General features: G+C 72.2%; 24 protein-coding genes. 10 read left to right on the top strand and 14 right to left on the bottom strand.

The features are described from left to right. Positions 1 to 238: 238 nt before the first annotated feature. The 3 genes from ACN9MM_RS38455 to ACN9MM_RS38445 all read right to left on the bottom strand — a co-directional run bounded on the left by ACN9MM_RS38455 (position 239) and on the right by ACN9MM_RS38445 (position 2,603). The gene (locus ACN9MM_RS38455; RefSeq protein WP_426368475.1) at positions 239 to 886 is read right to left on the bottom strand and encodes an alpha-ketoglutarate-dependent dioxygenase AlkB; all 648 of its coding nucleotides are present in this window, start codon (positions 884 to 886) and stop codon (positions 239 to 241) included. Positions 887 to 951: 65 nt separating this feature from the next. Next, positions 952 to 2,037 carry a YihY/virulence factor BrkB family protein gene (locus ACN9MM_RS38450; RefSeq protein ID WP_426368474.1) on the bottom strand — a complete coding sequence of 362 codons (1,086 nt, stop codon included), beginning with the start codon at positions 2,035 to 2,037 and terminating at the stop codon, positions 952 to 954. A gap of 29 nt (positions 2,038 to 2,066) precedes the next feature. Beyond that, complete coding sequence (locus ACN9MM_RS38445) at positions 2,067 to 2,603, bottom strand: VanZ family protein (protein WP_426368473.1); 537 nt, start codon at positions 2,601 to 2,603, stop codon at positions 2,067 to 2,069. A 316-nt stretch (positions 2,604 to 2,919) separates the two neighbouring features. Between ACN9MM_RS38445 and ACN9MM_RS38440 the strand changes: the two genes are divergently transcribed. Further along, positions 2,920 to 3,600, top strand: coding sequence for a DUF4230 domain-containing protein (locus ACN9MM_RS38440; RefSeq protein WP_426368472.1), 681 nt, complete (start codon positions 2,920 to 2,922; stop codon positions 3,598 to 3,600). Between the two features lie 122 nt (positions 3,601 to 3,722). On the opposite strand, the gene ACN9MM_RS38435 is transcribed toward ACN9MM_RS38440, so the two are convergent. The 3 genes from ACN9MM_RS38435 to ACN9MM_RS38425 all read right to left on the bottom strand — a co-directional run bounded on the left by ACN9MM_RS38435 (position 3,723) and on the right by ACN9MM_RS38425 (position 5,878). Continuing rightward, complete coding sequence (locus ACN9MM_RS38435) at positions 3,723 to 4,574, bottom strand: RNA polymerase sigma factor SigF (protein WP_426368471.1); 852 nt, start codon at positions 4,572 to 4,574, stop codon at positions 3,723 to 3,725. Positions 4,575 to 4,800: 226 nt separating this feature from the next. Then, entirely contained in the window at positions 4,801 to 5,274 is a 474-nt protein-coding gene (locus tag ACN9MM_RS38430) for an ATP-binding protein (protein WP_426368470.1), read from the bottom strand. A gap of 232 nt (positions 5,275 to 5,506) precedes the next feature. Next, positions 5,507 to 5,878 (bottom strand): hypothetical protein, encoded by a 372-nt coding sequence (locus ACN9MM_RS38425; RefSeq protein ID WP_426368469.1) that lies wholly within the window; start codon positions 5,876 to 5,878, stop codon positions 5,507 to 5,509. Positions 5,879 to 6,108: 230 nt separating this feature from the next. Between ACN9MM_RS38425 and ACN9MM_RS38420 the strand changes: the two genes are divergently transcribed. Continuing rightward, complete coding sequence (locus ACN9MM_RS38420) at positions 6,109 to 6,393, top strand: cupin domain-containing protein (RefSeq protein ID WP_426368468.1); 285 nt, start codon at positions 6,109 to 6,111, stop codon at positions 6,391 to 6,393. Between the two features lie 176 nt (positions 6,394 to 6,569). On the opposite strand, the gene ACN9MM_RS38415 is transcribed toward ACN9MM_RS38420, so the two are convergent. Together ACN9MM_RS38415 and ACN9MM_RS38410 are read right to left on the bottom strand one after the other, a co-directional pair. Further along, positions 6,570 to 6,944, bottom strand: a complete 375-nt coding sequence (locus ACN9MM_RS38415) for a PRC-barrel domain containing protein (protein ID WP_426368467.1) — start codon at positions 6,942 to 6,944, stop codon at positions 6,570 to 6,572. A gap of 70 nt (positions 6,945 to 7,014) precedes the next feature. Then, positions 7,015 to 7,239, bottom strand: coding sequence for a DUF6458 family protein (locus tag ACN9MM_RS38410; protein WP_382862600.1), 225 nt, complete (start codon positions 7,237 to 7,239; stop codon positions 7,015 to 7,017). A gap of 260 nt (positions 7,240 to 7,499) precedes the next feature. On the opposite strand from ACN9MM_RS38410, the gene ACN9MM_RS38405 reads away from it, so the two are divergent. Together ACN9MM_RS38405 and ACN9MM_RS38400 are read left to right on the top strand one after the other, a co-directional pair. Further along, positions 7,500 to 7,649: a hypothetical protein gene (locus ACN9MM_RS38405; protein ID WP_426368466.1), complete on the top strand. Its 150-nt coding sequence runs from the start codon at positions 7,500 to 7,502 to the stop codon at positions 7,647 to 7,649. A 123-nt stretch (positions 7,650 to 7,772) separates the two neighbouring features. Continuing rightward, positions 7,773 to 8,822 carry a mechanosensitive ion channel family protein gene (locus tag ACN9MM_RS38400; RefSeq protein ID WP_426368465.1) on the top strand — a complete coding sequence of 350 codons (1,050 nt, stop codon included), beginning with the start codon at positions 7,773 to 7,775 and terminating at the stop codon, positions 8,820 to 8,822. A gap of 84 nt (positions 8,823 to 8,906) precedes the next feature. Here ACN9MM_RS38400 and ACN9MM_RS38395 read toward each other — a convergent pair whose 3' ends face one another. The 4 genes from ACN9MM_RS38395 to ACN9MM_RS38380 all read right to left on the bottom strand — a co-directional run bounded on the left by ACN9MM_RS38395 (position 8,907) and on the right by ACN9MM_RS38380 (position 10,912). Then, positions 8,907 to 9,578 (bottom strand): DUF2238 domain-containing protein, encoded by a 672-nt coding sequence (locus tag ACN9MM_RS38395; protein ID WP_426368464.1) that lies wholly within the window; start codon positions 9,576 to 9,578, stop codon positions 8,907 to 8,909. A 234-nt stretch (positions 9,579 to 9,812) separates the two neighbouring features. Continuing rightward, complete coding sequence (locus tag ACN9MM_RS38390; RefSeq protein WP_426368463.1) at positions 9,813 to 10,067, bottom strand: hypothetical protein; 255 nt, start codon at positions 10,065 to 10,067, stop codon at positions 9,813 to 9,815. A 1-nt stretch (position 10,068) separates the two neighbouring features. Further along, the gene (locus tag ACN9MM_RS38385; protein WP_426368462.1) at positions 10,069 to 10,281 is read right to left on the bottom strand and encodes a hypothetical protein; all 213 of its coding nucleotides are present in this window, start codon (positions 10,279 to 10,281) and stop codon (positions 10,069 to 10,071) included. A 196-nt stretch (positions 10,282 to 10,477) separates the two neighbouring features. Continuing rightward, positions 10,478 to 10,912, bottom strand: coding sequence for a MarR family winged helix-turn-helix transcriptional regulator (locus tag ACN9MM_RS38380; RefSeq protein ID WP_426368460.1), 435 nt, complete (start codon positions 10,910 to 10,912; stop codon positions 10,478 to 10,480). Between the two features lie 117 nt (positions 10,913 to 11,029). Here ACN9MM_RS38380 and ACN9MM_RS38375 point away from each other — a divergent pair, with 117 nt between their 5' ends. The 4 genes from ACN9MM_RS38375 to ACN9MM_RS38360 all read left to right on the top strand — a co-directional run bounded on the left by ACN9MM_RS38375 (position 11,030) and on the right by ACN9MM_RS38360 (position 13,460). Continuing rightward, positions 11,030 to 12,157, top strand: coding sequence for an NADH:flavin oxidoreductase (locus tag ACN9MM_RS38375; protein ID WP_426368458.1), 1,128 nt, complete (start codon positions 11,030 to 11,032; stop codon positions 12,155 to 12,157). 136 nt (positions 12,158 to 12,293) lie between these two features. Further along, entirely contained in the window at positions 12,294 to 12,692 is a 399-nt protein-coding gene (locus ACN9MM_RS38370; protein WP_426368457.1) for a DUF4440 domain-containing protein, read from the top strand. 10 nt (positions 12,693 to 12,702) lie between these two features. Then, on the top strand, positions 12,703 to 12,867 hold the full coding sequence (locus ACN9MM_RS38365) for a hypothetical protein (RefSeq protein WP_426368456.1): 165 nt from the start codon (positions 12,703 to 12,705) through the stop codon (positions 12,865 to 12,867). Between the two features lie 164 nt (positions 12,868 to 13,031). Beyond that, positions 13,032 to 13,460: an STAS domain-containing protein gene (locus tag ACN9MM_RS38360; protein WP_426368454.1), complete on the top strand. Its 429-nt coding sequence runs from the start codon at positions 13,032 to 13,034 to the stop codon at positions 13,458 to 13,460. Positions 13,461 to 13,691: 231 nt separating this feature from the next. Here ACN9MM_RS38360 and ACN9MM_RS38355 read toward each other — a convergent pair whose 3' ends face one another. Both ACN9MM_RS38355 and ACN9MM_RS38350 read right to left on the bottom strand, forming a co-directional pair. Further along, on the bottom strand, positions 13,692 to 14,213 hold the full coding sequence (locus ACN9MM_RS38355) for an EF-hand domain-containing protein (RefSeq protein WP_426368453.1): 522 nt from the start codon (positions 14,211 to 14,213) through the stop codon (positions 13,692 to 13,694). A 393-nt stretch (positions 14,214 to 14,606) separates the two neighbouring features. Further along, positions 14,607 to 15,827 (bottom strand): alpha/beta hydrolase family protein, encoded by a 1,221-nt coding sequence (locus ACN9MM_RS38350; RefSeq protein ID WP_426368451.1) that lies wholly within the window; start codon positions 15,825 to 15,827, stop codon positions 14,607 to 14,609. A gap of 477 nt (positions 15,828 to 16,304) precedes the next feature. On the opposite strand from ACN9MM_RS38350, the gene ACN9MM_RS38345 reads away from it, so the two are divergent. After that, positions 16,305 to 17,189: a DUF4132 domain-containing protein gene (locus ACN9MM_RS38345; RefSeq protein ID WP_426368449.1), complete on the top strand. Its 885-nt coding sequence runs from the start codon at positions 16,305 to 16,307 to the stop codon at positions 17,187 to 17,189. Further along, positions 17,186 to 22,099 (top strand): DNA-binding protein, encoded by a 4,914-nt coding sequence (locus tag ACN9MM_RS38340; RefSeq protein ID WP_426368447.1) that lies wholly within the window; start codon positions 17,186 to 17,188, stop codon positions 22,097 to 22,099. The genes ACN9MM_RS38345 and ACN9MM_RS38340 overlap by 4 nt, the downstream gene beginning before the upstream one ends. The last annotated feature ends 86 nt before the right edge of the window (positions 22,100 to 22,185 follow it).

Here is a 22,185-nt window from a genome sequence, read left to right as displayed (position 1 = left end):
GTGTCCGCCCCCCAAGCCGTCAAGACTTCACATCCCGTCTGCCCCTCCCCATGGCGGCACTCGCCCTCGCCGCCGGTGGTGTCCCCGTCGCCCCCGCCGAAGCCGCCCGTCGCATCACCGGCATCGGCGGCAAGTGCGTCGACGCCGTCCGCTCACCGGGGGCGTCGACCAGCGGACGGTCGCCACCGTGCGCGCCGCCGGCGGCGACGCCATACCCCGTCGGCCCCCGCACCAGCTCTCAGCGCACTCCGCGCGGGCGGAACTGGACGCTGATGCGGGGGCCGACGGCGCGGCTCGTCTTCGGAACGGCGTGTTCCCACGTCCTCTGGCAGGAGCCGCCCATCACCACCAGATCGCCGTGGCCGAGCGGCAGACGGAGGGCCGTCGGACCGCCGGAGCGCGGGCGGAAGGCGAGGTCGCGGGGGTCGCCGAGGGAGAGGATGGCGACCATCGTGTCGTGGGTGGCCGAGCGGCCGGTCCGGTCGCCGTGCCAGGCGACGCTGTCGTGGCCGTCACGGTAGAGGCAGAGGCCGGCGGTGGCGAAGGGTTCGCCGAGCTCGGCGGCGTAGTGGGCACCGAGGGCGTCCCGGGCCTCGGTGAGCGCGGGGTGCGGGAGGGGGACGCCCTCACCGTAGTGGGCCAGGAGCCTGGGCACGGCGACGACGTTGTCGTACATCGGCCGCTCCTCGGCCCGCCAGGGCACGCGCCCGGCCAGCTCCTCGAACAGCGCGTCGGCGCCGTGCAGCCACCCGGGCAGGTGGTCGATCCAGGCGCCGCCGCCGAGCGCCGTCCGCCGGAGCCCGTCCAGTGGACCGCACCGGATGTCGTCACCCTGGTCGAAGAGGGAGGCCTGGAGTCCGGGCAGGTCGGGTCGTGCTGCGGTCATGGGTACAGGGTAGACCACGAACCGAACAGGTGAGCGAATTCCCGGCCCGGGGTCGACTCCGGCCGTCACCGGGGCCGCGCCTCCTCGGCCGGCAGGCCTGCCTCGCGCCGGTCGTCCTCGCTCCACGCACGCGTGTCGCGCGGTTCGACGTACGGCTCCCGGTCAGGCGGCATGCCTCCCGCCACCGCGCGGCAGCGCAGCAGCTCGGCGTCGAACTCCAGCCCCAGCAGGATGGCCAGGTTGCTGATCCACAACCACACGAGGAAGACGACGACGCCGGCCATGGTGCCGTAGACCCGGTTGTACGACGCGAACTGCGCGACGTACACGGCGAAGCCCGCGGAGGCCGCCATCCAGACCAGAAGGGCGAGCGCGCTGCCGGGGGTGACCCATCGCCATCCCCGGCCCTTCGCGTTCGGGCTCGCCCAGTACAGCAGGGCGATCATCGCCACGGCGAGCAGGAGGAGCACGGGCCACTTCACGACCGACCAGACCGTCAGGGCGGTGTCGCCGACGTCCAGCACGTCACCGGCCCGGCGCGCCACGTCCCCGCTGAGCACGAACACCAGGGCACTCGCGGCGGCCATCACCATCAGCGCCGCCGTCATGCCCAGCCGTAGCGGCAACAGCTTCCACACCGGGCGGCCCTCGGGGACGTCATGGATGTGGTTGGCGGCGCGCATGAACGCGCCTACGTATCCGGAGGACGACCACAGCGCCGCCAGCAGACCGACGACGGCCATCGTGGCGCCCGTTCCGGCGCTGTCCCGCAGGGCCTCCACCGCCTGCTCCAGCACGTCCCGGGCCGGTCCGGGCGCCAGCTCGCGCAGGTTCTCCATCACCCTGTCGGTCGTCCGACGGCCGCCGATCCCGACCAAGGAGACGAGGACGAGGAGCCCGGGGAAGAGGGACAGCACACCGTAGTACGTCAGCGCCGCAGCCCGGTCCATGAGCTCGTCCTCGGTGAACCCACGCATCGACCGCTTGAGGACCGTCGCCAGCGACGCCCGGGAGAGGTCGCCCGGCGAGTCGGGGGCGTGCGCCTCGACGACGGGCCCCGGACCGGCGGCCTCGGGAGCGGGATCGGGCGCCTCGGAGGGCGGGGTCCGCCGCTCCGGCGCGCGCCGTTCGGGAAGGTTCCGTTCGACCATGGCCGAGCGCGTACCCCCCTCACACGGTCCTACACCGCGCCCCGCGTCCCGGCGGGGCGGCGCCCGCGCTTCCACCAGTGGGGGCGGGTGCGCGGGTGGACGGCACGCCCCAGCCGACGGCCGACGAGCACGTACCCGAGGAGCGCTCCCGACGCGTTGAGGAGGACGTCGTCGATGTCGAAGGCGCGTCCCGTGATGAGCGCGCCCTGGACCAGTTCCACGAGCAGCATGGTGGCCGCGGTGACGAGCGCGACCCGAAGGAACCCGCGCGCCTCGCGGGACAGCAGGGGCAGCAGGATCCCGAAGGGGACGCCGAGGGCGATGTTCCCCCCGAGCTGCTTGACGGTCTCCACGAAGCCGGGCCGGTCGAGGTAGCTCTCGATCGACCGGCCCGGTGTCAGGTTGTTGTGGGTGAGGGGTACGGATGCCGGCGAGGCCTCCAGGGTGAGCCTGGCCAGGACCACGGCGAACGCCACCATGCCCACGAGGGCCGCGAGGGCGACCAGCACCCGCACGAACCGGCCCGGTCCCCGTCGGACCCGGGCCGCCGCGTTCGCCTTGGGCACCCTCGCCCCCGGCTCCCCTGCACCCGGTCCCGACCCGGCAGGCTTCGCCCGCTCGCCACGGGGCTCGGCGGGCGCCGCCCGCACTCTGCCACCCTCCGCTCCGGCCTTCCTCCCCCACAGTCTCCGACCGATCATGTACCTCTTCCTCCTCTGGGCGACCGCATGCGAACGGACCCCGCCTACCCGTGCCGGGTTGCCGCATGCAGGGCGACGCGTCGGAGGCCTCACCCGCGCCACACCCCTCTCACGCGCCTCAACCAGCCTCATCCTGCGCCGAGTTGGGAGTGGGAGACGCCGACGGGGGCACCAGGCGACCATGGGAGAAGACACCGAGAACAGCCCCTCGCCGCCCCGCCGAACGGGAACGCGTTCCGGAGGGAGACGGCGCCTCGCCGTCGTCACTCTGCTCGTGCTCGCCGTCGGCCTCATGCTGATCGGCCAGTTCCTCAGGCTCCCCGGTCTGGACGTCTTCGGGACGCAGGTGAAGGACCGCTCCGGTCCCGCCGTCCTGAAGTCCGTCCAGGACCTGAGCCGGTACGAGGGCGCGGCAGGGACCTACCAGGTCGTGGTCGACCTGGAGAACGACGCGCGGTTCCTCCCGGACTCGATCCGTGGCACCCGCACCCTCTACGTGGCGAACGGCAGCGTCGGCGCCTACGTCGAACTGGGCCGCCTCGGGGACGGCGCCGTGACCGTCGACGCGGACCGTACCGAGGCCACCCTGCGCCTGCCGCACGCCAGACTGGCCGCTCCCGCGCTCGATCCCGAGCGTTCGTACGCCGTGTCCAAGCAGCGGGGTCTGCTCGACCGGCTGGGCGACCTCTTCTCGGACAACCCCGCGAGCGAGCAGGCCGTCCACGTCCTGGCCGCCCGGCGGATCAGCGACGCCGCCCGCGAGTCCGGGCTGACGTCCCGGGCGGAGCGGAACACGACCGAGATGCTGCAGAAGCTCCTGCACGGCCTGGGCTTCGAGCGGGTGACGGTCACCTACGTATGAGCGGGAAGGTCTTCACGGCCCAGGCACGCGGAAGGCGTCGGGCCCAGGCTTTCGCCTGGGCCCGACGCCCTGGGGACGTACCGCTCAGCGCGCGAGGCGAGGCGCCCGGCCGGTCCGCCGGATCAGCCGGCTTCGAGCAGACCCTCGCGCAGGCGCTTCACGGTGCGCGAGAGCAGGCGGGAGACGTGCATCTGCGAGCAGCCCAGGCGATCCCCTATCTGCGCCTGGGTGAGCTCCTCGACGAACCTCAGGTGGATGATGCGACGGTCGCGCTCGTCGAGTTCGGCGATGAGCGGGGCCAGCGCGTGGAAGTCCTCCACCAGCTCCATGGCGGGGTCCTCGCTGCCGATGAGGTCGGCGAGGGAGGCGTCGCCGTCCTCGTTCTCGCCGCTCAACGCGGCATCGAGCGAAGAGGAGTTGTAGCCGTTGGAGGCCAGCCGGGCCTCGGTGACCTCCTCCTCCGTCAGGCTCATCAGCTCGGCGAGTTCCTTGACCGTCGGCGTCCGGCCGAGGCGGGTGCTCAGCTCCTCGGTCGCCTTGGCCAGCTCCACCCTGGCCTCCTGGAGGCGGCGGGGCACGTGCACCGCCCAGGAGGTGTCCCGGAAGAACCTCTTGATCTCCCCGACGATGTAGGGCACGGCGAACGTGGTGAACTCGACCTCCCGCGAAAGCTCGAAGCGGTCGATCGCCTTGATCAGTCCGATCATGCCGACCTGGACGATGTCCTCCATCTCGTCGGCGCGATGACGGAACCGCCCGGCCGCGTAGCGGACCAGGCTCATGTTCATCTCGATGAGGGTGTTGCGCGCGTACTGGTACTCGTGCGTTCCCTCCTCCAGCACGGTGAGTTCCTGGAAGAAGACCTTCGACAGGGTCCGTGCGTCCTTCGGCGCGACCGCCAACGCGTCCGGGACCAGCGGCAGTGTTCCCGTTCCGACCTCAATACCCTTGGCCGTCATCGTGGTGACCGTCACACCATTCCCCTTTCACGTGGTTCCCGAGCCGGGAGTCGTGGCCCTGTGGCAGGTCGCCTACCCGGAACCTCGAAGTCCACACGGGGGAGTTTCCCGAGGGACGCGGAAGGTCGTGTCCACCCGCGTGTGAGGGGAGCTCAGTAACCGCCTCCACAGCACCTGTCGGGGCCGTCGAGCCCCGCTTCTCCCGTCCGGGCGTCGTGTGTGTGGTCACCCTGGTGGAGGATCACACCCGTCCGCGGCGGTGTGGGGAGGGAGTCCCCGTGAGGGAGAGGCGCGCCCGGACCCGCTTTCCCTCCGGGTCCGGCTCCACGCTCAGGCTCTCGCAGACGGCGACGACGATCTCGAGGCCGTGCTGTCCGATGCGGCGGGGATCGTGCCCATGCGGTACGGGGGCGGCGGCCACGCGGTCGAACACCGAGATCTCCAGGGCGTCCCGACGTAGTTCAAGCAGCAGTCGACAGGAACCGAACGCGTGCCGGACCGCGTTGGTCACCAGCTCGCTGACCACCAGCTGGGCCAGCTCGACGCACTCTCCGGCCACAGGTTCACGACGCACGGACGGGGCGCCCGAGAGGAAGGCCGCGGTGAAGGCACGGGCGGAGGCGATCGAGCCACCGTCGGAGGCGTTGTCGTAGACGGCACTCGCGGACAAAAGGGGCCCCGGTGCCGCACACTCCGCGATGATCGCGTCCGACATGGCGCTGGTACTCCTCTCGTCCGGATGGGCGGGCCCGCTGGGCACCTCGTACCCCGCCTTTCCCCACTTCATGATTCCCACACCGCCCGCAACGGGATCACACACGGCAGGCGAGTGACAAGGATAAGGACGGCGCGTGGACTCGGCGCTGAGCGCCTGAACACATGCACGAGCCCGGCACACACCGAAAGGAGTGTGCCGGGCTCTTTCATGCCGTCGGGGGTCCGCGCGTTCAGGGGCGACGTTCAAGGAGCAGGGCCACCGGTCCGAGACCCTGCCGCCCCGCTCGGCGCCCCGCCCGGCGTCCCAGCGCGTACCCGAGGGTGAGCGCGGCAGCCGCACCCACGACGGCACCGCCCGTGGCCGCCGCCTTGTGCGTGCGTACGGCGGTCCACAGCGTGCTCCCCACACTGCGGGCCGCCTGCGCGGCCGCATGGGCCTTCTCGGCCAGCGGGGCCGGAAGGGTACTCGGCTCCTCCACGCCCGTCGGGGCGTAGGTCTCCGCATCCGGGTCGTACGGTTCCGCCATCTCGGGGTAGTCGGGCACCACGTACGGCCCGGTCCAGGGGAACGCGTCCTGTCCACTCTTCTCCGAAGCACTCATGAGGCCCGTCTCGCCGATCACGCGCGGGCCAAACCTGGTGCCTCGCACCGGCTCGAAGCGCCTGTGTGCCCCGGTGCCGGAGATCCATACCTCTCCCTTTCCCGTCTCGGGGGGGCGGCTTCAAGTCGCGGGCTGCCCTCAGGGCAGGGCAAGCAGCGGCTAACCTGCAGTTCAGCGCGCTGCCCGGCCCGACGCAGCGCCCGGAACCGACGACGGCGAAAAGAGGGACCATGACCACCACGGCCCGCGCGACCGAGCAGCACGAGGACGACCGGGTCCGCGTGACCCGCTGGGACTTCGAGCCCGGCCAGTCCACCGGTCGCCACGTCCACGCCTACGACTACGTCGTCGTTCCCGTCACCGACGGGCGGACCCATGTCATCACCCCCGACGGCACGGTCTCCGTCTCCGAACTCAGGGCGGGTGAGTCCTACGCACGCCCGGCCGGTGGCGAACACGAAGTCGTCAACGCGGGCACCGCACCGCTGGCCTTCGTGGAGATCGAGCTGAAGTAACGCCGTCAAGGGCGACGAGCCCTGCCCCTCGGCGTTGCGTCACCGCGCACTCCCCCGCGTGGTTCCCTCGCAGACGGCCGACCGCCCCGCACCGGAGGAAGTCCCGTGCGGGGCGGTCACAAGGCCGCCGGCCCGCGTCGGGGGCCGTCGGTACCCCCTTCTCGGGCCAGGGCCGGTCAAAGGGCGCCCGTGCCGCCAGGGAAGGGGCCGCCGGAACGGTAGTGCCGGCTGACCTCCTCGCGGTACCGCAGGCCGGCGAGGTGCTTGTCGGAGACGAACTCGGGCGCGTCCTTGACCTGTTCCTTCGTCAGGCCGAGGTGGATGATGTGCTCCACCAGGTCGATGCGGGTCACGGCGCTCGCCGGGATCAGCACCTCCTTGCCGAAGATCCAGACCCCTGTGTCCACGACCAGATACGCGTCGTCCACCTCGTCGGAGTGCTTGTCCACCTTGCCGATGTGGCCGTCGGACGCCTCGACCCGCCATCCGGTGAGGTCGGTGCCCGCCAGATGGCCGGAGTCGGTGCTGTAGGTCCACACGTGGTCGGTCATTGCTTTCACTCCTCTGTCGCTGTGCGTGGTGTGCCTCGTGTCCGCCGCGGCACCGGACGTGCGGGCCGCCTCAGAGCAGGTCGCGGCGGTCGTCCTCGGTGACCGTCGGCGCCACGGGCGGCACCACCATCCGGCGGCGCCGAAGAACGCTCGTGTAGACGGCGGTTCCGAGAAAGCCGACCGCCATCAGGATCAGACCGACCAGATCGAGGTCGACCGCTTCGATCTCCCAGTCGGTGGCGAAGGTGAGGATGGCCCCGACGGCGATCATGATGATGAAGAGTCCCAGACCCATGTGATTGCTCCCTCCCTTACGGGTTGGACAGCGTCCGCGTACCCGGGTCCCCAGGGATCATGCCGCCTCTCTCCTCCCCATCAGAGGCACGGCCTCTCCGACCCGGCGCCCTCGCCGGCCCCCGGGACGGAACCCGGGCCCAGGACGAAGTCCTCGAAGCCGACGCAGGTGTGGCACGGCCGAACCGGGCAACACGGTGTGACAGAGCGCGAAGCCCGAGAGCACTGCCGGCCCCGCCCCTTCGACGCGAGGAGAAGTCCATGACCACACTGCTGGCCCGTATCACGGCATTCGCCCGGAGCCCTCAGAGCCGTAACGCGGCGGCGTCCGTCCGCCGGGCCGCCGCCGACCCCCGCAGGCGCGCCCAGGCCCAGCGCCTCCTCGGCAAGCTGCGCCGCCACTGCCACTGACACCGGCGCACCCGGCCGGGCGGGCGCCAGGTCCGCCGCAACTCCCGCCGAGGATGTGTTTGCCGGGCGGTCCGGTGGTGAGGCGAGAGGAACGACCGCGTTCCCTTCGTCGACTGGGGAGTCATGGAAAGCGTTGTTCGACTGGCGATCGTCCTCGGCGGCTCGGTGCTGGTGGCCCTGACCGCCGGCCGGGCGGCGGACCTCTTCGCGCGGTACGCGGACGCACGCCACCCCGACACTCCGCTCTGGGGGTTGCTGAGGCGCTGCCGTACGCCGCTGTACGCCGTCCTGTTGTGCGCCGTGTTCCGGTGGTCGTACCGCGCGACCGACTGGCCGCCGCTCCTGGATCGCGCCGGTGTTCTGGACCACATCCTCCTGCTGTGCCTGATCGGAGGTGGTGCCTGGCTGACGGTCCGCGTCGTCTCGGCCGTCGTCGAGTCCGCGTACGCGCGGTATGCCGGTCGTACCCGCGACGCGGCTCGGCTGCGCCGCGTCCGGACGCAGGTCACGCTGCTCACCCGGGTGGTGTCGGTGACCGTCGGCGTGATCGCCGCCGCCTTCGTACTCGTCACCTTCCCCACGTTCCGGGGGCTCGGCACATCGCTTCTCGCCTCCGCCGGGATCATCGGCATCGTGGCGGGCGTCGCGGCGCAGTCGACGCTCGGGAACCTCTTCGCGGGTTTCCAGATCGCCTTCGGCGACATGGTCCGCATCGGCGACACGGTGGTCGTCGACGGGGAGTGGGGCACCGTGGAGGAGGTGACCCTCACCTTCCTCACGGTCCGGACCTGGGACGAACGCCGGGTCACCCTGCCCGTCTCCTACTTCACCTCACGCCCTTTCGAGAACTGGTCGCGCGGCGGCAGCGAGCTGACGGGGACGGTCTTCGTGCACTGCGACCACTCCGCACCCGTCGAGCTGATGCGCGCGCACCTGCGCGGGTTCCTCGACACCTGCGCCGGCTGGGACGGCCGGGCGTGGGACCTCGCCGTCACCGACACCTCGCCGACCGGCATCACCGTCCGCGCCCTCGTGACCGCCAAGGACGCGGACGACCTGTGGACGACCCGCTGTGCCGTACGGGAAGAGCTCGTCGGCTGGCTCACACGGGAACACCCCGGCGCCCTCCCCCGCATCGTCACCGCCCAGGCGACCGACGCAGCACGGCGCTGATGCGTGGAGGGCGCCACCGGGGTTCGGGCGGCGACGACACGTGTCGGACCGTGTTTCCCGAACCGTACGGAGTAGACCGCGTGATCAGTCCCGTGCCGGAAGCGCCAGGCGGTCGACGGCGCGGTCGTGGACGCGGCTGAGGAGGAGCAGGGAGAGGGTGGCGCCGATCAGGGCGCAGAACATGTCCCACTGGGTGTCCCACACGTCGCCCTGAGTGGCCAGGAACGCGTCGGCGGCCTGGCCGCCGGTCACGGCCGCCAGCCACTCCAGCATCTCGAAGACGGCGCTGAAGGCGAGGCAGGCGCACACGGTCAGCGGGGCGAGCCAGCGGCTGCCGCGCAACGGCGACGTGCGGAGGAGGAGTTCGCGCACCAGGATCGCCGGGACGAAGCCCTGCATCAGGTGGCCGAGGCGGTCGTACGGGTTGCGCTCCAGACCGAACCAGTCGCGTACCCAGTCGCCCGCCGGCACCTCCGCGTACGTGTAGTGCCCGCCCACGATGAGGACCGTGGCATGCACGGCCAGCAGACCGCACAGCAGACCGCTCAGCGGGAACCGCTTGCGCAGCACGACGACCAGCGGCAGGCCCAGCATCACCCATACCGTCTCCAGCACCCAGGTGGTCGGGTCCGCGGCGCCGAACGCCGACACCGCGAGTGCGGCGGCCACGGCGAGCGCGAGAACGGCCGGCAGCCTGCGGCCGGGGACCGGCCGCGCGTCCGGCGACGGGCTGAAGGTCGGGGGCATGACGGACATCGCCGGCTCCTCGTGTCTGGGGTGTGCCCTCATCCTCGGGCCCGCCGCGTGACCCGGCATGAGTGCGCGTACTCAACCTCCGTGCTCCAGTACCTGGTTGGAGCTCAGTCAGTGGGGCGACACCCGGCGGGGAGCACGGCGACGAAGACACGTGGGGCGGTGGGTAGCTGATGCTCGGCCCGAGGCGCAGCCCGGCCCGATGGTGACGGGCCCGTCGACGTGGGCGGCCCGCCCTCAGCCGACCTCGACGTAGGCGACGAGGATGATCGTTCCGACGACCGTCGGGATGTATACGATCCGGACGCCCTCGTCGCGGTACTCCCACTCGAGCCTGCCCTCGGCGCGGGTACCGATCCGGTGATCGAAGGAGAGACGGACGATCGCCTCGTCGAGCACCTCACGGTCGGCGTCACTCATGGCCTCGATCTGCCGCTCGGCGACGTCGTGCAGCACGACGTGGGCGCGCCAGGGGCCGTGCTTCGGCGTCATCTCAGGCGGCGCCCGCGGTACGGGCGGCGTCCGTGGCGCCGAGGCCGTAGCGGGCCTGGACGTCCTCGTACGGGGTGACCTTCGACAGATCGACGCCTTCGGCCGCGAGCTGCTCCAGGACGTAAGCGATCATGCCCTCACCGGCCACCGCGTGATCACGGGCGGCGTCGCGCAGCTGCTGCGCTTCCCCCTCGTCGAACGTCAGGTGCGCCACGGCGGCCCCCTCGCTGGTCGGCTACGTCCTAGAGGCTAGCGCAGCGGCCCGCCCGTCGGCGGTGGGTCGCCAGGAACCCGCATCGCGCCGGTCCTGAAGCCGGCCCGGGGAGGTTCCCGTCCGCGAACCCGCGGAACCGAGGGGTCCAGGCCCGCCGACCTCCACGACGAGGGAGGAAGGCGCCGAAGGGCCGGGATCAGGCGGCGGGCGGTGCGGCGAAGACCTGCTCCAGCAGGGCGTACAGGGTGTCGCGCTCCTGGCTGCCGAGCCTTTCCAGGCCGTCCCGCGTGGTGCGCATCTTCGCGCGGATCGCGTCGGTGACGCGCTCGCCCTCGTCCGTGAGGATGACGTTCTTGACGCGCCGGTCGGAGGCGTCGGCCTCGCGGCGCACCAGGCCGCGCTTCTCCAGCCGGTCGATGATCCCGGTCATGTTGGAGGCGTCGCAGGTCATGGTCTCGGCCAGGGCGCGCATCGCGGCGGGTCCCCGGCACAGCACGGTCAGGGCCTTGCCCTGGCTCGCCGTGAGGTTCTCACTCGCCGCCGCGACGGTGAAATCGCCGTAGTAGACGCCGAGCGACACGGAGAGGAGCTCCATGAGCTGGGCCGTGTCGACGCGGGGAGCTTCTGTCATGGGACCACTCTAGCCAGAGATACTTGACTATCTCAAGCATCGACCTCTACCGTCGCCTCATTGCATGAAGTTCTCAAGCATCAAGGTTGTCAAGTAGTTGCCATGAGGAGCGTACCCGTGACCGCCACCGCGTCCCCCACCTCCCGCGCGGCCGAGATCCTTTCCCGGCCCGTCGCACTGAACGGCCTGACCGTCCCGAACCGCATCGCGATGGCGCCCATGACGCGCATGTTCTCGCCCGGCGGAGTCCCCGGCGAGGACGTCCGGTCGTACTACGCCCGCCGCGCCGCCGCCGGTGTGGGCCTGATCGTCACCGAGGGCACCTACGTCGGTCATGACTCGGCCGGGCAGAGCGACCGCGTGCCGCGCTTCCACGGTGAGGAGCAGCTTGAGGGATGGGCGAAGGTCGCCGAGGCCGTGCACGCGGCGGGCGGCACGATCGTGCCCCAGCTGTGGCACATCGGCATGGTGCGCCAGCAGGGCCAGGCCCCGTACCCCGACGCCCCGGCGATGGGCCCCTCCGGCATCCGTACCGACGGCACCGAGGGCACAGGCAAGGCCATGACCCAGGGCGACCTCGACGACGTCATCGGTGCCTTCGCCGAGGCCGCCGCTGCCGCCGAGCGCATCGGCTTCGACGGGATCGAACTGCACGGCGCCCACGGCTACCTCCTCGACCAGTTCCTGTGGGCCGGGACGAACCGCCGTACCGACGCCTACGGCGGCGACCCCGTGGCCCGTACGAAGTTCGCGGCCGAGATCGTCTCCGCGGTCCGCGGGACCGTCTCTCCCGACTTCCCGGTGATCTTCCGCTTCTCGCAGTGGAAGCAGGACGCCTACGACGCCCGGCTCGCCGAGACCCCGCAGGAGCTGGAGTCGATCCTGGCTCCCCTCGCCGCGGCCGGCGTCGACGCGTTCCACGCCTCCACCCGCCGCCACTGGATATCCGAGTTCGAGGGATCGGACCTGAACCTGGCGGGCTGGACCAAGAAGCTCACCGGCAGGCCCACCATCACGGTCGGCTCGGTCGGCCTCGACGGCGACTTCATCCACGCCTTCGCGGGCGAAGGCGCCCCGGTCCAGGGCATCGACGACCTCCTCGACCGTCTGGAGCGCGACGAGTTCGACATGGTCGCGGTCGGCCGCGCGCTGCTCCAGGACCCGGAGTGGGCGGCGAAGGTCCTGGCAGGGCGGACCGACGAGCTCAAGCCGTACGACGCGGCTGCCGTGCGGACCCTGAGCTAGCCCCGAACGGCCGGAACGGTTCGCCGACGAAGCCGGCGAACCGTTCCGCCTTCCTCTTTCCTCGTTTCGCGCCGAGCCGCGTCCGGCTCCTCAATTCGCTTGCGAACGGCCAGGTCAGCTGGGGCACGATGCTCCCATGAACGTGGACAGGGGCGGGGACAGCAGCGTGGCCGAGGTCATCGAGCGGGAGATGCAGTTGTTGAGTCCGGCAGGGCGGTCTTCCAGGGCACTGGCGGAGCGACTCCTCGACCCGGAGTTCGTGGAGGTGGGGGCCTCGGGGCGCCGGTGGGACCGGCAGTCGATGCTCTCGGCGCTGCCGGTCATGCAGGGTGCGGACGACGATGGCCCGCAGTACGTGCCTTCCGGGATGACCGGCACCGTACTGGCTCCAGGGATCGTGCATCTGACGTTCGAAACCACGCTTGACGGCAGGCGAGCCCGGCGGAGCTCGATCTGGCGGAAGGCGGACGAGGAATCCGGGTGGCGGATGTACTACCACCAGGCCACGCCCGTGCCGGATGACAGTGCACCGTAGCGTCGCGATCATGGAATTGAAGACCGGATCCACCACCGACCAGGCGCCGACGACGGGCGTACGCCCCGTGGGCGACCAGGTCATCAGCGACGAAGAGTACGTGGCTGCGCTCACGGTGCTGCGCAAGATGGTGGCCAATGTCGAGGGCAACGGGACTTCCGGCATTCCGTCCTGATCGAAGCGCCACAGCGCGAGGCGGGCGGTCGGGTGCAAGGACTCCCCCATCTGACTCGTACGGGTGGCAACTTTCGCTCGTGCTGGGTATCGATGCTGCTCAGATGGGGTGAAAGGGCCGCATGCCTCGTCACCCGGCACCGTACGCGAGACGTTGATGGGTCTGTGAGTACCTCAAGCAAGGCCCCGATACTGCCCGACGCGCTCGCTGCCCCTGCCCTCCCCGTCGTGCACGACTCGGGCGCGGACAACGCGCCCGGCGTCATAGTCGTCGCCGCCTGCACCACTCTCGGCACCACCCTGGTCGTCCGCCTCGCCGGGGAGATCGACTGCCACAGCATCGCCCCGTTGCGTGCGCTGTTGGCCTCGGCGGCGGCCGACGGCTACACCGGACTCGTACTCGACACCGCGCGGGTCGACTTCTGCGACTCCAGCCTTCTCTCCGTCCTCGACTGGTGGCCCCGGCGCGGACGCCGCCTCACCGTCGCGAACCGCTCCCGGGCCGTTCGACGCCTCCTGATCGCGGCCGCGGTCGACGTCTCAGGACAGCCGGTGGCCCCGGCCGGTCCGCGGGTGGCGGCGGCCACGTCATGACCTTCATACTCATGACGTGCGGCCCGATGGTGGCAGCGGTCCTCCTCGTTCACCGGGAACCCCGCGCCTCTCGCCACCGCCGTCCCGCCGGATCTCCCCGGCCCGCGCCTCGCAGAACCCTGATCCACTGCCGCTTCGCACTCTCCCTCGGGTGCCCCACGGCATAGACGGGGGTGGGCGTCGGGACCTGCGTGAGTCCGCAGGCTCCGACGCCCACCGGGCCGGCCCTTGTCAGTACAGGGCGTTCCCCATGGGGGAATCGTCGCCCGTGACGTACGCGCGGATCGATGCCAGGTACTCCGTGCGGCTGACGCGCCCGTCGCCGTCGCTGTCCAGGGCGTCGAACGCGGCACCCGCGTTGCCGGCCCGATTGCCCAGTGCCTGGCGGAGCATCGTGAACTGCTCGCGGTCCAGGGCGCCGTCCTGATCGGCGTCCGCGAGGTCGAACAGTGCGCCCAGGGCGTACTGGCAGATGTTGTCGAACTTCTCGGCGTCCACCCAGGCGATGTACTCCTCGTACGTCATCACTCCGTCGCCGTTGGCGTCCATCGCGGCCCAGGCCCGTTCACCCGTGGTGCGGGCCGCGATGACCAGGGGATCGTCGTCCGTCCGTCCCGTCGCCTGCTGGGCCCGATCGATGCGCACGAAGTAGTCGTGCCGGGAAGCGACGCCGTCGCCGTCCGTGTCCAGCATGGCGTAGATGCGGGCCTTGGCGGTGGTGGGCTCAGCAGAGGTGGTGGGCGAGAGGGGCATGGAGGGATTTCCTTCCCTGGCGGGGTGAATGTCGGCCTGGGGGGTCGGTCAGGAGGTGAGGCGGCACACGAGGGACGAGTCGGCGGTGGCGTCCCCGGCCCGGGTGCGTAGTGCGCTCATGGAGGCTGGTTGCTCCTGGCCGGCCGTCGTGGTGAAGGCGCCATGGGCATCGAGCACACAGGGGCGTCGTTCCGGCAAGGACCGGGGCGACCTTGTTGATCACCTCAAGTCTGGTGTGCCGGCACACCAGGCAGCCAGCCACCGCCAGAGGATTCACCCTCATGGAAGACGAGGACAGGGGTTCAGGTGTGTCCGCAGCTCGCTCTTCCGTGTATCCGGCGCCGGCGAGGCAGCGAATCTGAAGCGTGCGCCCGCGCGGCACCCCGAGTAGGCCTACGGCAGGAACATCACCGCCGGGAAGGCCGCGGACGGCCCGTCGAGCAGGTGCCCCCGGCGGCCGCGCAGGTGCTCGTCGAAGAACGCGAGCGGATACGCCTGCTGGATCTTCACCGCCTGGTCGGGGTCCAGGGTGCCGATCACGTCCTGGAGCTGCTGCCCGCTCCATCCGAGCACCTTCGCCACCTGCGGGAACAGTGCTTCGTTGTCGCCGTACGAGATGTGGGCGGCGCCCAGGGCCTCGATGTTCCGCCGCCAGCCCCGCAGATGCGACCAGAAGGCGGCGGCCTCGGGATCCGTGGCCCTGGTGAACTCGGCGGTCATCATCATGAACGGCCGGTCCAGGTCACCGACCAGTGGCGGGTTCATCTGCATCGGGCCGTCGAGGCTCAACCCGGCCCGGATGCGCTCGTCCGCGAGCATGGCGCAGGCGGTGGCCGTCCCGCCCTTCGACCAGCCGAACGCGCCCATGCGCCTCGGATCGAGGGATCCCAGCAGCCCGGCCGGCAGCTCCCCGCCGTCGACGTCGGGGTTGCACCCGGCGGCGAGCTGTTCGACGCAGTCGAGGACGAAGCGCAGGTCGGCGGCGAAGTCCCCTGGACGCGTCGGAGCCTGCCTGTCGAAGAGCGGAACGGCGATCCGCCCGTCGGGGAACTCCGTGTACGTGTCGTACTGGTGCGCCACCGTCACCACCGCGTATCCGTGGCTGGCGAGCTCCTGGACCACGCCGGTGTGGTCACCCTGGTGGCTGTGCGCTCCGTGCGAGAACACGACGACGGGCAGCCGCCGACCCGTTCGCAGCACCGGAGCGCCCACGTGACCGGCGGTGAGCGGTCCCAGGCCGGCCAGTTCGCCGAACCCGACGTCGGCGAGGAACGCCTGAAGGGCGCCGGCCGGCATCCACGGCGCCACCGGGTACCGGCGGACGTCCCGGGCGGGGTACCAGACGGTGGCCATCAGCTCGCGGAAACGCCCGGGGCCCGCGATGCCGTCCGGGCGCGACCGGTCCACGAGGTGCAGCCGGACCGTGCCCACCGGGTGCGGCCCGGTCGGCGAGGGCAGCGTAAGCCGCGTCGCGGTGGGGGTGTCCGTGGCCGGGTCGGCCCACGCGGGGCCCGCGACGGCGGCGAGCGGCACGGCGGCCCCGGCGGCCAGCGCCGCTCCCAGCATGCTGCGGCGTGTCATGCCCTTCCGGCTGATGAACGGCGTTGTGGTCATGGGTCCTCCCGTGGTGACAAGTCGTCAACTGTGCCGCGACGGGCGGTCCGTGGGCACAGGAGAACGCTGTCACGTGCCCTTCCGCCTCACCATTGGCCCACCGGCTGATGCGCGTCGCGAGGCCATGACCCTGGGATGTACACCCTGAGGTTGATGCGGTCGGGGTGTGTCGTCCGGAAGCGGTCTTGTGCCGTGGACCGAGCTTGAATCGGCCCTCGCTCCCCCGTTCACGCGGAGAGAGCCATACCGGAGCGCATCATCCGGGAGAAGGACCGAGTACCCGGGCAGGAGCTGAACATGCCGACGGCCGCACACCCCGTCGTCGGTCATGTCCGCAATCTCCATGCGCGTGATCCCGCGGCCGGCCCCGTTGTCAGTGGCCCTCGTTAGTCTCCCCACATATCGCAGCTCAGGGGCGTCGTTGCCCCTCGTTCGGGCTGCGCCGGCATCTGACGGACTGGTGGAGGGGCACGGCTGATGGCGTGGCTGGCAGCGGGTGAGGGGTACGAGATCACCCTCGAGGACGGGCGTGTGGTCGCACGGCGCGTCGGGGGGCGGCAGTTGAAGACGCTGCCGAAGGCGTTGCGCGAGAGTCCCGAGGTCGACCGGTTGCGCCGGCTCGCCGAGTGGCTGGACCGGCACGCGGCCTCCTGTGTGGCGCAGGTGGATGCCTGGATGGTGTCGTCGCTGCCGGTCCCGACCGAGCTGATCGCCCGGGTGTGGCCGGACGAGGCGTGGCAGGCGGCGCTGCGGGACATGGCCGTCGTGGGCGACGACCCGGACGAGGTGGGGTTCCTGCGGGACGTCACCGCCGACGGTGAACTCAAGGTGGTCGATCTCGACGGGGAGACCGTGCGGTTGTCGCCGCGCACGGTGACGCTCCCCCACCCCGTGCTCCTTCCGGACCTGGACGACGTACGGGACTTCGCGGCCGACCTCGGCATCACCCAGAAGGTGGAGCAGATCCACCGGGCCACCTGGGCGAGGCCGGAAGCGACAGACGTGACGGCTGGGACGGATGCCGGGCGTTCGTCGACGGCCACAGAGGTACGGGACTACGCCGGGGGGAAGTTCGCCTCGCGGTTCGGTCTCGCCGCGCGTGCCACGGGCCTCGGTTACCGGGTGTCCGGCGGCTACGCCACGTGCAAGGTGCGCGACGGGGGCCGCAGCACGGAGGCGTCGGTGTGGATCGGCGAGCCGTACTGGGACGGGGAGTCGGAGACCGGCGGGCTGAGCTGGCACGACGAGGAAGGCCGCGCGGTGCGGCTGAGCGAGGTCGGGCCGGTGGCCTGGTCCGAGGGAATGCGCATGGCTGCCGCGCTGTACGCCGGCCGCACGATCGAAGAGGGTGGGGACGCGTGACCGGCACGGGCGAGAACGAAAACAAGGAGCTGCTCGCGGCGGGGGCGGTGCTCCCGGCCGACGCGCGGGGTGCGGGACCTTCGGCGGTCGAGCTGACCGCGCGGGCCTACGGGCACGCGGTGCTCGGCGAGGACCGGGTCGTCGTGCGGCTGGCCGCGGCCGAACTCGGCCCCGCCGAGGACCTCGCGGCCGGTTTCCTCGGTCTCGAGCTCCAGGGCGAGCCGGTCGTGGTGGGTCTCGGCCGGCGGCAGGAGCTCGGATTCCCCGAGTGGGTGCTGGTGCACCACCCGGAGGACGGGCACCACGCCCTGGCCGTCGTGCCGGAGCTGGACCGGCTGGCCCGGCAGGCCAGGACCAAGCCCAAGGCCGCTCTGGACGCCTGCCACGAGCTGGCCGGGCGCCTCGCCTCGGCCGTCCCGCACTTCCTGCCCGTCTTCTACGAGCAGGCAGCGCGGGTCTTCCTCGGCGTCGAGAACAGCACGTACGCCGGCCAGTTGTTCGGGCGTGCCCGCACGAGCGAGGCGCAGCACGGGCTCACCGTCGACGAGGACCGGCTCGACGCCGTGTTCCTGGAGTTCGCCCTGGCCGGCGCGCTGCCGGTGAAGGTGCTGACCGCGTACGGCAAGGAGCTGTCGGCCCGCCTCGCGCCCGTCGAGGCGTACGAGCGGTTCCGCCGGCTGTGCGTGCGCCGGACCGCCGGGGGCCTCGCGCCGTCCGCCCAGGCCGCGGTGGAACTGCGGCGGCTCGCCCGCGCCGCGGCCCTGTCCGGCGGCGAGGCGGAGCAGGACTACCTCGCCGAGCTCCTGCCTCTGCCGGCCACCCTTCGGGCCGCCACCGGGTGGTGGAAGTCCCACCGGGGCGCGCTCGTCGCGCTGGCCCGGCGGGTTCCGTCCGTGCGCGGCACGCTGTTGTCGATGACCCCGCCCGGGGACGACGGGGACATGACCGAGCTGTGGCTCGGCCTCCTGGCGGAGTCGGGGGCCGACGCCGGCCTCGTGGACGCGGACGCCCCGCAGGAGGAGCGGTGCTCCGACGGCGCCGCCGGCTGGCTGGAGCGCTTCCACACCGCACGGCACCGCGGTTGGGGCCCGCGCCCCACTCCGACCGCCCTGCTGGAGCTCGTCGAGCGAGCGGCGGGCCGGCTGCGGGCCGACCTGGCGGCGCGGCCCGAGGGCGAGCGGTTCCTGCGGATCGGCGTCGAGGACCTGAATCTGCTGGACCTCCTGCTCGCGCTGGAGATCGCGGTCGCCGGTCCCGAGGAGAAGCCCGCCCGCAACCGGCGCGGCGACGCCCTGAACCTGTCGGACTGGGCGCGGGGCGAGGAGCGTCGGGATCTGGTCGCGCTGGCGGCCGACCTCCGCTTCCGGCCCGCGTTCCGGCGCGGGGCGGACGGCTACAACAGCGCGTCGTCCGGCGCGGACGTGATGCGGCGGCTCGCCGCCTCGCCCGGCGGTCGGCCGATGCTCGCCGAGTGGATGCGCGAGGTGGCGGACGCGTCGGTGGCGGCCGGGCTGCCCGGACTGCCGCAGGCGATCGACCGGCTGTCGTGGCTTCCCGCCGAGGCTCTCGCCCTCGCGCCGCAGGAGGTCGCGGCGGCGGCCGGTGCCGATCTCGGCGAGAGCGTGGCGCGCACCCTGCGCGGCGGCCTGTGGGAGGAGCTGCGCTGGCCGGCGTGGGAGGAGGCGCTGACGGAGCTGGCGCCCGCGCGCCACAGCACCGAGGCCCCGACCGTCGCCGAGGCCTGGCCGTACCTGATCGTGGCCAACGCGACGCAGGTGCGCGTCATCGACGCCCACTCCACGGTTCTCGTGCACGATCTGCGGGTGCCGTCCACGTCCGTGCGGCGCATGGGCTTCCACTACGTGGACGGTGCGCTGCTGGTGTTCTGGAGCGCCTACGGGCACGGCGAACCGCAGGGCTACTGGCACACCGCGCCGGACACCGTGTTCGACATCGTGGGCGCCGACCCTTGGACGATGCGTTCGGAGCACCCCAGCCTGCAGCTGCCCGGCGGCGGGCGTACCACCGGCGGCGGGGTCCTGAACAGCGGTGACACGAAGCTCCCCGGGGAGCGCGCTCTGGTGTCGGACGGCACGTCGTACTGGGTCTGGCGGAGCGGTGAGGGCGAGGAAGGGAGCGGCTGGGTCGAGTACGACCCGGTCGGGGGCGCCTACGGTCGGCGTTCGCAGCCTGGTTTCCTCGCGGACGCGCTGCGGCGGCACTCCCCCGGGGCCGAGTTGTCGGCCGGGGTGTCCTGGGTGCGGCCCGCCCCGGCGGTGGAGGGTTCGGTCCAGGGGACGTCCGCGGACGGACTGCTGGGATGGCGTGTCGTACGGCTGCCCGGCGGCGGCCACCACGGCGAGGACACGACCGGACGGGTCGTCAGCCTCCCGAAGGGCGCCGGCAAGCCGGTCGCCGCGCTGACGTTCCCCGGGGACGACCGGCCGCGGGCGCTGACGCGGCAGTGGCGTGAGCTGTCGCTGAGCGACCCGGAGGGTGTGGTGACGACCACGGCCTCGTGCGACCACCGCAACGAGCTGTACGGGACCGCGGGTCAGGCCCTGCCGCCGCTGGCGTACCTGCACATGCTGCGCGCGCGTGATCCGCAGGGGTCGGCGGCGCTGCGGGCCGCCGACGCCGATGCGGCCCGTGTCCTGCTGAAGGCAGCCGCGCTGGCTGAGCGGGCGGCGGACCTGCCCGAGCTGGTGAGCGCCGCCCTGCCGCAGGTCTCGGCGCCCGAGCTGATCGCCGGTGTGGTGAAGGTGCTGCGCTTCGCGGTACGGCAGCAGAAGGCGCTCGACGCCGTGGCCGCGCGGCTCGACCCGTCCGCCGAGGCGGCCGAGCCTCGTGCCGAGGGGCCCAGCGACCAGCTGATCGGCAAGGCGCTGCACGGCATCGTCGGCGCGGGCTACTACCGCTACGGCGCGGACAGCGACGTGACCCACCGCTACCTGGAGGCGCTGGCCGCCGTTCGGGCGGACACCGCGGCCACCGCGCTGCCGGGCCGGCTGCACTTCGACCTGCCGTCGCTGCCCTACAGCGGGCTGCCGTTCGTCTCGCTCCTGGACGACCCCGCCGCGATCGCCTACCGGGCCGTCGCGCCCGGCAGCGACCCGGCCCACCGGGCGGCCCTGTTCGGTGTCCTCGACAGCATCGACGAACTGGGGCTGGCCTCGACGGCGGCCTCGGCCGGTCACTGGCGCCGGGTCCTGGTCCATCTGACGTCGCCTCACCTGCACACGCCGGACGGACAGGAGCGCAACGCGTCGCACCGCAGTGTGCTGCCCCTGGGCGGCGGCGCGGCGCTCGGCATCACCGAGCACCATGCGAGCGTCGCCGACGGGCGGGAGTTCGGTGCGCTGCTCCACGATCCCAGCGGCCGTTTCGAGGTGCCCGGCCCCTACACCCTGCGCGGTGCCGCGCCGGTGGGCGACCGGGTGCGCGGAGCCGACTGGCTGACGCTCTTCCTGCGGGAGGCGCGCTCCCGTGCCGAGGCTCCCTTCCTGCCGGAGGCCGCCGACGAGTTCAGCCGCCTCACCGGTGCCTCCGGGGCGCTGGCGAGGATCGTCCTCGCGGGCATGCCCGACGTGGACAGCTGGGAGAACAACTTCCTGCCGACCGAGCTGCGCAAGACGCTCGGTCTGAAGGTCGCCGAGGCGGGACACGCCCGGGACGAGCTGCGTGCGGTCGGGGTCGAGGTGCGCCGGGCGGTGCTCGCGGCTCTGCTGCCCGACGACCCGGCACGGCTGTGGACCGAGGGCCCGGACGTGGCAGCCGCGGCGGCCGTGTGGAACGAGAAGGTGGGACGGCGCCGACAGGTGCCCGACTGGCTCGCGGCGGAGGCCGCGCGCGGCGCGCGCAGCGGCTGGCCCGTACACCGGGCGCTGTCGGCGATGCTGGACCCGGCGTCGTCGCCGGAGCTCGGTGTCGACGTGGCGTGGCGCATCGAGGGCGACCGCCCGGCGACGGTGGCCCCGGCCGACGCGCCGTTCACGTCGGCGGTGCTGGCCGGCTCGACGAGCCTGTCGGCGTGGCTGGCCCACCGGCTGCCCGCGGGCGATCCGGTACGGGCGGCGCTGCCGGGTGCCCTCACCGCCGTGCGGCAGCGGCTGGCGGGTCCCGAACTGCTGCTCTCCGTGGGCCACTACACGAGCCTCGCGGACTTCCGGAAGGTGGCCGGCGCTCCGACGGAGACGGCACCGGACCACGAGCGGTACGGCGCGGTGCTCATGGCCACGCAGGACGGCCAGCCGCAGCCCGCGGTCCGGCCCGCTCTGCTGGACTCCACCGGGTCCGACCCGTATCTGGTGGCGCTGCGCGGCGCCGATCAGCAGCCGACCGGGGTCGAGACGGCCCTGCGGCGCGTACACGACCCGGCGTTCGCACGGCTGCTGGCAGATCCGGGCGCGCCCGTGGCCGGCGAGACGGACGACGAGGGTATGTGGTGGCCGCAGGATCCGTCGCGTTCGGTGCCGGAGCTGGTGGCCGAGGTCGCCGGGACCCACGGTCTGGGCGCCGACGCGGCGACGCTCTACCTGATGCTGCTGGCCATGCCGGACCCGACGGACCGCAACACCGCGCGGTGGACGGGGTGGAAGCCGGCCCGTCTCAAGGCGGCGCGGGCGGAACTGGCGGAGGGCGAGCTGGTCGTGTCGGCCGTGCGGACTCGGGCGGGACGCTCCCTCTTCCTCCCCGGCGCCTGGGCCGAGCAGAGCTCGCCGCTCCTGCCCGTCGAGCAGTGGAAGCTGCCGATGTACGGCGTGGTCACGGGCAGTCGGCCGTCCCTGGGCGCCCTGGTGCCGATCGAACCGGCCGCGGAGCTGTTCGCCCGGGCGTGGCGGCGGATCCTCGACGGCGACGTCCCGCGCTTCGAGGAGCTGAAGGTCCGGCGCACGAGGCGCCGCCGGTGAAGCGCCGCCGCGGAGCGGCTCCCGCTGAGGCATAGCCGCAGGGGAGCCACGGCTAGGGCGCCACAGCTGAGGCACCTCTCGCAGGG

Source organism: Streptomyces sp. E-08 (genome assembly GCF_049913095.1).
Classification (GTDB): Bacteria; Actinomycetota; Actinomycetes; order Streptomycetales; family Streptomycetaceae; genus Streptomyces.
This window is presented reverse-complemented; position numbering and strand designations above follow the sequence as displayed.

Coding starts and splice junctions, on each gene's coding strand:
- ACN9MM_RS38365 (WP_426368456.1), top strand. CDS start 12,703: ATGGAATTGAAGACCGGATCCACCACCGACCAGGCGCCGACGACGGGC.
- ACN9MM_RS38415 (WP_426368467.1), bottom strand. CDS start 6,944: ATGACCGACCACGTGTGGACCTACAGCACCGACTCCGGCCATCTGGCG.
- ACN9MM_RS38370 (WP_426368457.1), top strand. CDS start 12,294: ATGAACGTGGACAGGGGCGGGGACAGCAGCGTGGCCGAGGTCATCGAG.
- ACN9MM_RS38420 (WP_426368468.1), top strand. CDS start 6,109: ATGACCACCACGGCCCGCGCGACCGAGCAGCACGAGGACGACCGGGTC.
- ACN9MM_RS38350 (WP_426368451.1), bottom strand. CDS start 15,827: ATGACCACAACGCCGTTCATCAGCCGGAAGGGCATGACACGCCGCAGC.
- ACN9MM_RS38440 (WP_426368472.1), top strand. CDS start 2,920: ATGGGAGAAGACACCGAGAACAGCCCCTCGCCGCCCCGCCGAACGGGA.
- ACN9MM_RS38425 (WP_426368469.1), bottom strand. CDS start 5,878: ATGAGTGCTTCGGAGAAGAGTGGACAGGACGCGTTCCCCTGGACCGGG.
- ACN9MM_RS38355 (WP_426368453.1), bottom strand. CDS start 14,213: ATGCCCCTCTCGCCCACCACCTCTGCTGAGCCCACCACCGCCAAGGCC.
- ACN9MM_RS38410 (WP_382862600.1), bottom strand. CDS start 7,239: ATGGGTCTGGGACTCTTCATCATCATGATCGCCGTCGGGGCCATCCTC.
- ACN9MM_RS38400 (WP_426368465.1), top strand. CDS start 7,773: ATGGAAAGCGTTGTTCGACTGGCGATCGTCCTCGGCGGCTCGGTGCTG.
- ACN9MM_RS38455 (WP_426368475.1), bottom strand. CDS start 886: ATGACCGCAGCACGACCCGACCTGCCCGGACTCCAGGCCTCCCTCTTC.
- ACN9MM_RS38345 (WP_426368449.1), top strand. CDS start 16,305: ATGGCGTGGCTGGCAGCGGGTGAGGGGTACGAGATCACCCTCGAGGAC.
- ACN9MM_RS38405 (WP_426368466.1), top strand. CDS start 7,500: ATGACCACACTGCTGGCCCGTATCACGGCATTCGCCCGGAGCCCTCAG.
- ACN9MM_RS38430 (WP_426368470.1), bottom strand. CDS start 5,274: ATGTCGGACGCGATCATCGCGGAGTGTGCGGCACCGGGGCCCCTTTTG.
- ACN9MM_RS38395 (WP_426368464.1), bottom strand. CDS start 9,578: ATGTCCGTCATGCCCCCGACCTTCAGCCCGTCGCCGGACGCGCGGCCG.
- ACN9MM_RS38390 (WP_426368463.1), bottom strand. CDS start 10,067: ATGACGCCGAAGCACGGCCCCTGGCGCGCCCACGTCGTGCTGCACGAC.
- ACN9MM_RS38450 (WP_426368474.1), bottom strand. CDS start 2,037: ATGGTCGAACGGAACCTTCCCGAACGGCGCGCGCCGGAGCGGCGGACC.
- ACN9MM_RS38380 (WP_426368460.1), bottom strand. CDS start 10,912: ATGACAGAAGCTCCCCGCGTCGACACGGCCCAGCTCATGGAGCTCCTC.